The sequence below is a fragment of the Proteus hauseri genome, from assembly GCF_040139125.1.
Taxonomy (GTDB): domain Bacteria; phylum Pseudomonadota; class Gammaproteobacteria; order Enterobacterales; family Enterobacteriaceae; genus Proteus; species Proteus hauseri_B.
Genome location: NZ_JBEEUB010000015.1, coordinates 1 through 12,641 on the forward strand (window position 1 = coordinate 1; position 12,641 = coordinate 12,641).

Below are 12,641 nucleotides of genomic sequence, written 5' to 3' on the forward strand. Positions count from 1 at the left end.
ATAATCCAATTGAGAACTTCACTATTAATAGTGAATATATAAATGTTCAGGTTAAGTTTATCAATAATAGAAACTAACCTTGTGGGGGAGTTATCCCCCGCAATTTTCTAAGCAAGTTATTACGTTTTAATCTAAGCACCCAATTTTATAATAAGAGGTAACGAATTCATGTTAGCTCTTATTTTATTCAACACGCCACTTAAAAAATCAATTATTTTATTTAAATAATAGAGAGTAATAGCTTTATTTATTATTAATAATAAATGTGTTGCTTCAATATCTTATTTTGTTATTCTCTGCGCGGGTGCTTGGATCAATCTGGTTCAAGCATTTCGCAAACGCCAGAAAGAGAAAAGCCCCGGAAAATATATTTAATATTAACCGAGGCGGAACTCAAACCTGAGAACTTGATTCTGCCTCCTTATAGAGGAACTGTCAAGGAAATGAATAAATATTCTCTGACTAGTGTGATTATTATTAGTATAAATATCACTGTATTACTGATTACTTTATTCTATAATAATCCAATTGAGAACTTCACTATTAATAGTGAATATATAAATGTTCAGGTTAAGTTTATCAATAATAAACACTAACCTTGTGGGGGAGCTATCCCCCACAATTTTCTAATCAAGTTATTACGTTTTAATCTAAGCACCCAATTTTATAATAAGAGGTAACAGATTCATGTTACCTCTTATTATTATAGTAAACATAAAAAAGCCGACCCTATTTTTTGGTCGGCATCCTAGATAGGAAAATATTGCGCGGAAGGCATGTAAAGCGCAAGAAAACAACAAAGCGTCAATATCAAAGTTCTAGCAATTTTACAAAAGATTTAAAACTTCACTTCCTGCTAATAAATAAGCACCAGCACCATAATCCATATTATGTTCGAACTTCACTTCACGAGGGTTAAATGCCGGAAGTTGAACCCAACCTATCATGCCATTGTCATGAATACAGGTTTGTAATGCTAACCATGCTCTGTTTAATACGGGGAAGTACACATCTTTCTCTAATATTCCCTGATTAATTCCCCACGCAAGTCCATAACAAAATAGCGCTGTTGCTGAACTTTCTGGTGCAGGAAAATTATCAGGATCGAGTAAACTTGTTCGCCAAAAACCATCTTCATGTTGATAATCTAGGATGGAAGTCGCTAGTTCTTTAAATAATGTGATATAACGTTCGCGACCATGATAATCATCAGGCATATATTGCAAAATACGAGGGATAGAGGCTAAAACCCAACCAATGCCACGGCTCCAAAAAACTTTTTCACCATTAGCTTCCCGTAATTCATTTCCCTGACCATCTGGAATATAGCGATGATCTCGGTAAATTAAACCCGTCTCAGGATCACGTAAATGATCTATCGCATCCCAATAAGCCGTATGCATATAATCCAAATAACGTCGCTCATCTGTAACTTCAGCTAATGCAGCAAAACCAGGAGGTGCCATAAATAACGCGTCGCACCACCACCAATCTTCACGACCAGCTTTAGGTTCATTAAGCATAATATCGAATGCTTTGATCGTAGGCTCAAGAATTTCAGATTGTTCAAACAGCGGGCTAATGGCGAGATAAGCTTGCGCACAAACATGATCATCAGCAAAACGTGCATTAGGTCCCGTTCTAAACCCTGTATGCAATGTGTAATTTAATACACCATTAAGGTATTCTTCATCTTGTGTTGCAAGCCACACAGTACTGACACAACTCCATAGAACACCACGTTCCCAATCTGTGTCTTTAATAAAACGTGTTTTGCCACTACGTCGAATAACACTGCGGACTTGATTAGCTGATTGATAACGATAAACGCGTTTCATATTTTGCAACACGGTATCTCTTTGCAAAGCCCCTGTATTAGCGTGTTCCATCCTATTTCTCCATGAAATTAACGAGCTAACCAACCACCATCTACTGCAATGGTATAACCATTAATATAATCACTGGCACTCGATGCTAAGAAAATAGCAGGACCGGCTAAATCTTCAGGTGTTCCCCAACGCGCCGCAGGAATTCGTTCTAAAATAGCCGCATTTCTAGCTTCATCAGCACGTAGAGCCGCGGTGTTATCCGTTGCCATATAACCTGGTGCTATCGCATTTACGTTAATATTGTATTGAGATAACTCCGTTGCTAATGCGCGGGTTAATCCCATTACCGCTGATTTACTTGCGGTATAAGATGGAACACGGATACCACCTTGATAAGAGAGCATCGAAGCAATATTAATTATTTTTCCACCATTACCTTGTTTGACAAACTGGCGAGCTACTTTTTGTGATAGGAAAAAGAGTGTTTTCTGATTAATATCAATAACGTCATCCCAATCTTTTTCATTAAATTCTAATAAGTCTTCACGACGAATAATACCCGCATTATTTACCAGAATATCAATACGTCCCATGACTGAAACGGCTTCATCCACCAGCGCTTGTAATCCATCTTGTTTCATTAAATCTTCTGTAATGTTATGGAAGCGGCGACCAAGGGATTCTACTTGTTGGCGAGTTTCTGGCGCATCTTGAATGCCAACACCGACAATATCAGCACCCGCTTGGGCTAAACCAATTGCCATCCCCTGACCTAAACCTGTATTGCAACCCGTTACTATTGCCACTTTGCCCGTTAAATCGAATAAATTCATCATAGAAGCCTCTATGATGTGGCAATGACTGCCACATCATTTTATATGTAGGGTAAAAATGTAAAATGCTATTTAGAAAGAGGTAGTTACTTCAGATCTTTCATTGCAACATGATCCATATCGTGGAATACCTGATTTTCACCAACCATTCCCCAAATAAAGGTATATGACGCAGAACCAACACCAGAGTGAATAGACCAACTAGGGCTTATGACGGCTTGTTCATTACGAACCACTAAGTGACGAGTTTCTGTTGGTTCACCCATATAATGGAAAACTACGTTGTCATCTTTCATATCAAAATAGAGATACACTTCCATACGACGCTCATGAGTGTGACATGGCATGGTATTCCATAAACTTCCAGGCTCAAGTACGGTCATTCCCATTGATAATTGACAGGTAGGTAGAACGGAAGGATGCAAAAATTTATAAATAGTACGCACGTTACAGTTTTCAGCATGACCAATTTTTTCTGGCGATGCTTGCTGTTGCGTAATTTTACGTGTTGGATAAGTATGATGAGCAGGTGCGCAGTTCATATAAAAACGTGCGGGTGTTTTTGCAGAATCACTAGTGAATTCAACCGTTTTAGCGCCCATTCCAATATAAATAGCTTCACGAGCGCCAATTTCAAACACTTCACCATCAACGGTAACTTTACCAGCACCACCGATATTGATCGCACCTAATTCTCGTCTTTCTAAAAAGAAATCAACACCTAATGCTTTACCCGCCATTAATGCTAAAGGCTGAGTTGTTGGAACAATGCCACCGACGATAATACGATCAATATGGCTATAAGTGAGATTCATTTCCCCTTCACAGAATAGGTTTTCAATCAGGAACTCCTTACGAAGTCCTTCTGTATCAAGCCTTTTAGCGTGTTCACTATGAATTGGCTGACGAATTTCCATTATAAATACCTCATTTTTACTAATGGGCGCATAACGATAAGGTTATGCGTTATCCCCGGATACAGAGTAAATATGCTTTCCTCTGATGAATGTATCGGTAAGATGAAAACACTCATCCACCACGGCAAAGCTAGCTTGTCTGCCAACTTTGATATAGCCTAATTTATCGCCAACACCGAGATATTCTGCTGGTATTGCTGATGCCATTTGAACAGCTTCCCATTCCGGCACATGAGCCAGTTGCACCATATTGCGCAATGCGCTATCCAAGCTACAGGTGCTTCCAGCCAAAGAACCATCCGCGGTTTTGGCTTGACCTTGAGTAACAGTGACGATTTGTGCGCCTAGAGCATAATCACCATCAGGTAATCCACCAGCACGCATACAATCTGTTATCAATGCAATTTTTTGATACCCTTTCATGCGATACGCTAATTGCATCATCACAGGATGGACATGAATGCCATCAGCAATTAGTTCAGCCAATACATCGTGATACAACACTGCACCGCAACATCCCGGTTCACGATGATGAAGCCCTGTCATGCCGTTATATAAATGCACACCACAATCAGCACCGTGTAAAAAAGCTTGCTGTGTTTGCTTATAATCGGCAGCAGTATGTGCCACACTTGGTTTAATTCCTTGAGTAACTAACCAATCTATCGCGTCAATTGCCCCTGGCGCTTCAGGTGCTACAGCAACACGCAACAAGCTATCACCCGCACTTTCTAGTAGGCTTTCCAACTCAGAAACCGTCGGTGCTTTTAAAAATTTCACAGGATGCGAACCACGATGGCGCTCGGTGAAATAAGGACCTTCAAGAAAACTACCAAGTAACAGAGCACCTGAAGTTTGTGGTTTAGATAAAAACGCTCGAACTTGTGATAACGCGAGGCGAATATCATCCATCGGCGCGGTAACCGTTGTTCCAACCCATGCAACAACGCCCGTTTTCACTAATGCATCTGCAATAATTTGTAACCCTTGTTGTGTTGCATCCATCACATCAGAACCTGCTCTGCCATGAATATGAATATCAACAAAACCGGGCAATAAAGTTTTACCTTTAAGTCGGATGATGGGGCAATCGCTGGGTGCTTCAGTGGTAATCGATTCTATTTTTTCATCGTTAACACGCACATAGCAGAGATAACGAATGCCATCTGGTGTAAAAGTTCTATCCGCTAAAATGGCATATTGCTGACTCATAAGCCGTCTTCTTCTTTTGCATCAGTACTGTCTATTTGTGCGAGTTGTTCACGGATATCTTGAATACTGTCATGACCGATTTCACGAAGTGTTTGAACAAGTTCTAATGTTGAGCACCCTTCTCGTTCAAAAGCGGCATTAACAATCATCGGTAAATTCACGCCAGCTAAAACCTCGACAGCAGGGTTTTGCATCATAATTGCCATTGCGCGATTGCAAGGGGTTCCACCAGGTAAATCAGTTAAAAATAGGTATTGCTGACAATCCATTGAATCGATAGCTTGGCGCATCTGCTTTTCAAGCTCATCAGGTGAAATTGATTCTACAAAATCAATAAAAACGATATCTTGCTGCTCTCCAGCAATAGCTTTTACTGCTGATGCCATACCTGATGCAAAATTAAGATGCCCTGAAACAATAAGACCTATCATGAGTCACTCCTTAACACAGGCAGCAGAACGCTCTCCTGCCTGTTTATAGCAAGTTAATAATCTATTACGGTTATCTATGGGTACGTTAAAAAGTGATTTTTATAAAAATCCTAATACATGCCCAACCACACCAAATGCGAGGGTAGAGAAAATCAATACTGGTGGCTTACCCCAAAATCCTGTGCTCTTAACCATCTTGTACATCAAGAAAACTAAACACAGAGGCAGTAAGTTCGGCATGATTTTGTCAAATAGCGCGCTTTGCAACTCAACCACCTTCCCGCCAAGTTCTAGCGAGGCGGTGGTTTGAACCTTGATAAAGGTTGCCGATAGCGCACCGATAACAAAGATCCCCATAATATTTGCCGCTTTAGCAAGCTTTTCAGTTGCATCGCTCATGTTAACCATCGCGGCGGTTCCAGCGCGGTATCCCATGAACATCAGGCCGAAATACACTAAAAAGTGCACGATTTGATATAAGAAGAAGAAAACAAAAGGACCCGCAATTGAGCCTTCCATTGCAATAGATGCACCTAATGCCAATGTCAGCGGCATCAATGTCATATGGTCAATGGCATCACCAATACCACCCGTCGGCCCCATACCAGCAACTTTCATTACGTTTACAGTAGAAGGTTTTTCTTTGTTCTCTTCCATTGCAACCGCAGTACCTAATAAGAAGGTAAACAGTTTTGGGCTAGCATTAAAAAATTGCAGATGGTTTTTCAGTGACGTGGCATAGTCTCGTTTATTATTTCCATGAATTTTTTTCAGCGCAGGAATAATTGAGAATGCAAATCCACCACCTTGCATACGTTCAAAGTTAAAGTTACCTTCCATAAACAGTCCACGGAATGCACACTTCCAAAGATCACCCTTGGTGATAACTTTCCTGACAGTGGTATCTTGGTACTCATCAATGCCATCAATCAAAGAACCTGTTTCTGGTTTATCCTGCGTTTTCAATGCGGTGTTGTTATCAGATACCATCTTCGAAATCCTCATTCTGCTGACTTGTATTTTTGTTATTACCACTAAAGAAGAAGTAAAGCGCTGCTGCTGATGCGCCTAAAATAGCCACTGCCATAATTGGAAGTTTCAAATAAGTCGTCATCACAAAACCAATAAAGAACACACCCGCAACTTCTTTCGACCACATAATTTTCAACAACATTGCAAAGCCGATAGCAGGAACCATCTTCGCGCCGATACCTAAGCCTTCGAGTAATACTTTTGGTGTATTCTCATCAATCCATTGCGCTGCATGTTCACCGAAATAGACCGTAACAAAAGCGACCAATGCATACAGGAGCGAACGAACTGTAATAGTTATTATCAGTAACCTAGAAATACCAGAGGCATCGGCTTTTTCGGCACAACGATCTGCTTTTCCCATGGTGAAAGCACTGACAGCAAAAAAACCAATAATCAGCATTTGCATTAATACAGCGATAGGCATCCCAATACCCATAGCAACTTCAGGGGATTGATTTGTCATAACAGCAAAAGCAACTGCGGCAATAGTACCTAACGTTACATCAGGTGGTTGTGCACCGGCATTTGGCACTAAACCTAACCATGCAAGTTCTAATGTTGCACCTGCAATTAACCCAATTTGCATATCACCCATAATCAAGCCAACAACAGGTCCTGTTATTAAGGGGCGATGAATGTTTAGTGCAACGTCATACTTATCGATACCGCAAAAAAAGGCCCATAAAGCCACTAAAGAAGCTTCAAAAATCATAAATAATCCTCAAACCTAAATTATTATTTAGGTTTTTTTTGCTCAGGAAAATATCAAGCTGTTGCCAGTGCTAGCACATCAACAGGTGACTGATCAGGGGTGTTTTGAATGGTGCATGTCACGCCATTTGCAACAAGGCTCTTAAAAGCCTCAATATCTTTCTCATTCACTGAGACTGTTTTAGCAATTTGGCGCTTACCCTCATGAAAATGCATATTGCCGACGTTACAGTGAGTAATCGGCACACCGCCGTCCACTAAACGAGCAACATCAATTGGGTTATTGCACAGCACAAAAATTTTCTGGCGAGGAGAAGCTTTACTAATCACTTCTATGGTTTTTTGAATAGAAAAAAAGCGCACAGCATATTCACCGCCTGCTGATGCTTTCATTCCAGCTTGCATGAAGGCGGAGTTAGGACCTTCTGCTGCATCATCATTAGCAACTAAAATCAGGTTAGCTTCAGTATGTTTACCCCAAGTAATGCGGATTTGACCATGGAGTAAACGCTCATCAATGCGGGTCCAGACAATATTAGGTGTGTTCATGATTAGCTCTCTTATTATATTTTATTAACTTAAAGCAGACTGTGTGTCGTCTTTTTTGTATGAGAACGGATAAATAGTGACGCCTTGTACAACCCGGTTTATCTCTCCTGTTGGAGAAGGGTTATCAGGCGTATTCCCCAGTGCAATAGAACTGTGAAACGCGAATGATTGCGCCAACATCAAGTACGGAAACAATAGCGCCACATCCGAACAGTTCTCTAGAGCAGGAATATAAACAAAACTCTCTTTTGAAAAAGAATTATCATTTCGTGCGGTGATCGCGATCACCTTGCCTGATGCATTATCGTGAATAATCTCTCGTAATAAGTCAGTCTCATATTGACGCGTGTAGGGATCGTTAGAGAAAAACATAACGACTAACGTTTCTTTATTTACGATAGATTTAGGACCATGTCGAAAGCCCAATGGGGTATCAAAACTAGCAACAACTTTACCCGCCGTTAGCTCTAACATTTTTAATGATGCTTCTTGAGCTAAACCCTGTAATCCACCACTGCCAAGATAAATAACGCGCTTAAATTTCCCGGCATATTCATTGCGAATAACAAGATTTGCTTTTTCAAATTGGGTTTTATAGTCAATAAAGAAAGGGGCTATTGCGTCACGAAAAACACTATCACCCAAAAAGATGGTTACCGCAGCCATCATCATGGATGAAAAACTTGAAGTCATTGCCAAGGAGCGATCATTAGACTCTTCAGGCATTAACAGTGCCAATGCACTCTGATTGTTTTGGCAATATTCGTACAGTTTGCCATTAGGATTGCACGTCAATACTAAGTGATAACATTGGGATAAACATTCAGCCGCAACATCTAATGAGGCAACACTTTCTGGACTGTTACCCGAACGTGCAAAAGAGATTAATAATGTTGGTACATCTTCGGCTAAATACTCTTGTGGATCGGCAACTAAATCAGTTGTTGCAATAGCATCAACACGGCGTTTTGTATGACCACTTAACATCGGCGCTAATGCTCTACCTGCAAATGCGGAAGTACCAGCACCCGTTAGAATAATTCTGGCATTAGGCGCAGCGAGCGCCTTATTAAGAAATGCTTGAATATCCGCACGTTTTTCTTGAATTGACTGCCATGTTTTCTTCCAGCATTCTGGTTGTTGCTCAATTTCTTTCGCTGTCCAAAATGCATTCAATTGCTCTAATTGAGCGGTCTGATAACTTAAATATTCCATGGTTTCCCCTCAATTAATGGACATAACAAGCATCGGCATAAACCGACAACACGTCGCGAATTTTCGCAATGACAAAGGATTCTGGAGTGCCGTCGATCACGCCTTCTCTTAATTGAGTAAATTGATACGGCAAATATTGGCTAAGCAGGGGCAATGGAATTGGCTTTATCGATAAATTATCCATTAATGTATCGATAGCGGCATTAATTTCAGCATCAGGCCAATAATAACGAATGCGATCACTAAAGCTGTAAACTCGAGCAAAGGCTTGCTGACGCTCTTCACCGTGGTAATACTTTTGCCAAAATTCCGGCTCACGGCACATCAACTGTTCCATTTTTTCGCGTAAATTTGAACACTGTTCTGGCATAAATAGCGTCTCTTCAATGGCGCATAATGCATATAGCCCTTCACGCATCGCAAACGTTAGTGCAGGTCCTACTTTTAAAATGGCAAAGTGATCATTTACAAGCTGTTTATAAGCACCTTTTGTTTGATAGTCGGTAGAGTGTGCTTCAAAAATAAGATGAGGATAATCATTAACAACTTGGCTTAATGCCTGTGCTTTTTCAGTTTGATAATCAATAACACCAGTGTGATCAAATTCAACGCCGGGTTGAACGACTAAACCAACAACGCGAGTCCAGCACGCCCCCACGCCTGCATCATAAAAAGCTTGGCGGTGGCACTCTAAGGTTTTTCTGGCGGCTTCTGGTGAAGTCACTTCTACGGTATCTAACTCTTCAGCTGCGCCACCGGGAACAGGCACTTCAGTACCAACAACATATACAATGTCGCTAGTGCCGAATGTTGCTTTAGCTGTATTTTCAGCGATAACCGCTAAACGAGCAGCACGTGATGCAACAATTTCATCTGTTAATGGAGTGGGATCACCAGCACAAGACATACTGCAATCGAGGTGGATTTTTTTAAAGCCCGCAGCAACATAATGTGCAATGAGCACATCTGCATTTTTCATCGCTTCTTCTGCAGTGAGATGTTGCCAACGATTGGGACCGAGATGATCGCCACCAAGAATTAACTTCTCAGTAGAAAAACCGACATTTTCAGCTTGTTCAATGACATATTGGTAGAAGTCAGCAGGGGTCATACCGGTATAACCACCAAACTGATCAACCTGATTAGAGGTGGCTTCAATCAGCAGAAAGGAATCATTATCCAGCGCTTGTAATAAAGCTGCTTCTATTACTAAAGGGTGGGCAGAACAAACAGAATAAATACCATTCTGTTTGCCTGATTTATGTTGCTGAACAATCTTTTCTAAAGGATGCATTTAAATACTAACTCCATAATCAACACCGGCGGTGCTGCTAATGGAGTTAGCAAATTACGATGCCTTATCGTTGACGATAATCACTTCGATTTTGTGATCTTTCAGCTCCTGAATATACTCTTCAGGAATACCAGAATCGGTCACTAACACATCAATTTCACCAAAATCTCTGATCATATGACAGCTGCGTTTACTGAATTTCGTAGAATCTGCAACCGCAATAATCGTTTCTGAGATATCACACATTAAACGGTTAAGACTGGCTTCCTGTTCATTGTGAGTGGTAATACCGACACGTAAATCAAATCCGTCAACCCCTAGAAAAACCTTATCAAAACGGAAATTTCTAAGGCTATTTTCAGCTTGCGAGCCTGAAAAAGACAAAGCACTTTTGCGCAAAACACCACCGGTCATTAATACTTCTACACCTGTGGTATTTGCTAACTCCATTGCGACATCCAGACCGTTTGTCATGACCACTACATTTTCGCGCGACTTTAAATGTGTCGCTATTTCGCGAGTAGTTGTCCCCGAGTCAAGAATGACGGTGTCTCCATCCTTTATCAGCGTTGCGGCAGCTTTCCCGATTAATGATTTTATGCCCGCGTTTTGTCCACGTTTTTCGTGGATACTCAGTTCAGCAATAAACCCTGTATTAGGAATTGCTGCGCCATGAGAACGGACGATATAACCATTTTTCTCAAGAAAACTTAGATCGCTGCGGATGGTGACACTTGAGACTTTAAATAATTCAGCGAGATCTTCGACTCGGGCTTTACCTTTTTGGTTTACCATGTCGAGGATTTCCATACGCCTCTCAACTGCCGCTTTCACTTTCGTCTCCTTACGAAACCAAAGGACTTAACTTTCGATTGGTTTCGAATGTAGTTTACTACGCCAAATTTAACCGACAACGCAAAAAAACAAAACTTTTGATCTCTTTCACAAACTTTCGATTTATTGTCGGTTGCTTACGAATATTTTCGTGTCGAATCAATAATAGCCTTGAGGCAATCAGTTTCCAATCAATAAAATGGTATAACCCAACGCTATACTTATGATTACACTATATACAGAAAGACAAAACACAAAAAACCAGCGTTAACCCCCCTATATTTCACCATAAATAGATTAAAAATCTTTTTCGTTAGCTGCTTTCGAATTATAAATAAAAACAAATAGCTCAAAAAATCAAAAAACAATGAAATAGTGTCATATTGAAAGTAACTAAAGTGAAAACTATCACTTTATTCTTTCGAAAAATACTTTCATTTACTTTCGTTATTTTGTATTTGTGATTTTAATCTCTTTTGTTTTTATAAAATTTGCGTAATGTAAAAGAATAAAAAGAGACTAGGGAAATGAACCAATGGCACAAAATCAACCTGCCTATTTTCATATGATGGCAAAACCTACAAGCTACCACTGTAATATTAAGTGTGAATACTGCTTTTATCTTGAAAAAGAAAATATTTTTCAAGACGACGTAAAAGAGGCAGGACATATCGTTATGGCTGACGGTGTGCTACGTCGCTATATTAAAGATTATATTCAATCTCATAGCGGCGATCAGGTTGATTTCTCTTGGCAAGGTGGAGAACCAACGCTTGCTGGACTCTCGTTCTTCCAACAAGTTGTTAAATACCAGAAACAGTTTGCACAAGGAAAAACCATTACCAACAGCGTGCAAACTAATGCGATAGCAATTAACCGTCAATGGGCTCAATTCTTTGCAGATAACCATTTTCTATTAGGTGTATCTATTGATGGACTTGAAGCTGTTCATGATAAATATCGTATTTCAGTTAACGGAAGCCCTACATTTGAAAGAGTAAAGCGCGCCATTCAGTTATTAATTGAATACGGTGTTGAATTTAATACGTTAACTGTTGTTAATGACCAAAACTGGAACAAAGGCAAAGAAACCTATCAAGCGTTAAAAGAGCTAGGTTCCGTTTTCTTTCAATTTATTCCCATTGTCGAAGTAGACCGACGCTTTCCACATACTCATGGTGGACATTATGCTCCGGGTCCTAATGCTCAATTAGCCCCTTTTTCAGTACCTGCTGAAGGTTATGGGCAGTTTATGACCGATGTCTTCAATGAATGGGTTCGCCAAGGTGATATTGGAAAAATCTATATTCGTTTATTTGATAGCTTATTGGGCACATGGATGGGATACCCCGCCTCTACCTGTATTCAATCTAAAACCTGTGGTCAGGCATTAATTATTGAATCTAACGGTGATGTCTATTCTTGTGATCACTATGTTTATCCTGCTAATAATTTAGGCAATATCCATCAAAATAATCTTGCCCGTTTAGTCACCTCAAAACAGCAACAACGTTTTGGTCAGAATAAATACGACAAGCTCACCGATCTTTGTAAACAGTGTGAAGTACAAAGCCTATGTTATGGCGGCTGCCCCAAACATCGCATTATTGCCGTTGAAGGTGAAAAGTATCGTCACAATTACCTTTGTCGCTCTTATAAAGAAATATTTCACCATACAGCAATGGGAATGCAGCTAATGCATCAGGCAATCTCTCGTGGAGGTTTAGCCAGCGACGCCCTTCCCGCTCTGCAAAAAAACTATATCAAATAATGTTGAATAT

The 12,641-nt window shown here is 40.2% G+C and carries 12 protein-coding genes; 1 reads left to right on the forward strand and 11 read right to left on the reverse strand.

Annotation, left to right across the window (positions count from 1 at the left end):
• Nucleotides 1–827 precede the first annotated feature (827 nt).
• The 11 genes from ABN099_RS18045 to agaR all read right to left on the reverse strand — a co-directional run bounded on the left by ABN099_RS18045 (nt 828) and on the right by agaR (nt 10,860).
• A complete protein-coding gene (locus ABN099_RS18045; protein WP_349465771.1) occupies nt 828–1,889 on the reverse strand; it encodes a glycoside hydrolase family 88/105 protein in 1,062 nt (353 codons plus the stop codon).
• 17 nt (nt 1,890–1,906) lie between these two features.
• Nucleotides 1,907–2,662, reverse strand: coding sequence for a 2-dehydro-3-deoxy-D-gluconate 5-dehydrogenase KduD (gene kduD, locus ABN099_RS18050; RefSeq protein WP_349465838.1), 756 nt, complete (start codon nt 2,660–2,662; stop codon nt 1,907–1,909).
• A gap of 86 nt (nt 2,663–2,748) precedes the next feature.
• Complete coding sequence (kduI, locus tag ABN099_RS18055) at nt 2,749–3,579, reverse strand: 5-dehydro-4-deoxy-D-glucuronate isomerase (protein ID WP_349465773.1); 831 nt, start codon at nt 3,577–3,579, stop codon at nt 2,749–2,751.
• Nucleotides 3,580–3,621: 42 nt separating this feature from the next.
• Nucleotides 3,622–4,791, reverse strand: a complete 1,170-nt coding sequence (gene nagA / locus ABN099_RS18060) for an N-acetylglucosamine-6-phosphate deacetylase (RefSeq protein ID WP_349465775.1) — start codon at nt 4,789–4,791, stop codon at nt 3,622–3,624.
• Nucleotides 4,788–5,222, reverse strand: a complete 435-nt coding sequence (gene agaF / locus ABN099_RS18065) for a PTS galactosamine/N-acetylgalactosamine transporter subunit IIA (protein ID WP_349465777.1) — start codon at nt 5,220–5,222, stop codon at nt 4,788–4,790. The genes nagA and agaF overlap by 4 nt, the downstream gene beginning before the upstream one ends.
• 99 nt (nt 5,223–5,321) lie before the next feature.
• Nucleotides 5,322–6,212 (reverse strand): PTS system mannose/fructose/sorbose family transporter subunit IID, encoded by an 891-nt coding sequence (locus ABN099_RS18070; protein ID WP_349465779.1) that lies wholly within the window; start codon nt 6,210–6,212, stop codon nt 5,322–5,324.
• Nucleotides 6,202–6,969 carry a PTS N-acetylgalactosamine transporter subunit IIC gene (gene agaW, locus ABN099_RS18075; RefSeq protein ID WP_064720796.1) on the reverse strand — a complete coding sequence of 256 codons (768 nt, stop codon included), beginning with the start codon at nt 6,967–6,969 and terminating at the stop codon, nt 6,202–6,204. The genes ABN099_RS18070 and agaW overlap by 11 nt, the downstream gene beginning before the upstream one ends.
• 53 nt (nt 6,970–7,022) lie before the next feature.
• Nucleotides 7,023–7,517 carry a PTS N-acetylgalactosamine transporter subunit IIB gene (agaV, locus tag ABN099_RS18080; RefSeq protein ID WP_349465782.1) on the reverse strand — a complete coding sequence of 165 codons (495 nt, stop codon included), beginning with the start codon at nt 7,515–7,517 and terminating at the stop codon, nt 7,023–7,025.
• 24 nt (nt 7,518–7,541) lie between these two features.
• Nucleotides 7,542–8,732, reverse strand: a complete 1,191-nt coding sequence (locus ABN099_RS18085) for an SIS domain-containing protein (protein ID WP_349465784.1) — start codon at nt 8,730–8,732, stop codon at nt 7,542–7,544.
• A 13-nt stretch (nt 8,733–8,745) separates the two neighbouring features.
• Nucleotides 8,746–10,026, reverse strand: coding sequence for a tagatose-bisphosphate aldolase subunit KbaZ (gene kbaZ, locus ABN099_RS18090; RefSeq protein ID WP_349465786.1), 1,281 nt, complete (start codon nt 10,024–10,026; stop codon nt 8,746–8,748).
• Between the two features lie 54 nt (nt 10,027–10,080).
• Entirely contained in the window at nt 10,081–10,860 is a 780-nt protein-coding gene (gene agaR / locus ABN099_RS18095) for a transcriptional repressor AgaR (RefSeq protein ID WP_349465788.1), read from the reverse strand.
• Between the two features lie 535 nt (nt 10,861–11,395).
• Between agaR and ABN099_RS18100 the strand changes: the two genes are divergently transcribed.
• The gene (locus ABN099_RS18100) at nt 11,396–12,631 is read left to right on the forward strand and encodes an anaerobic sulfatase maturase (protein WP_349465790.1); all 1,236 of its coding nucleotides are present in this window, start codon (nt 11,396–11,398) and stop codon (nt 12,629–12,631) included.
• The last annotated feature ends 10 nt before the right edge of the window (nt 12,632–12,641 follow it).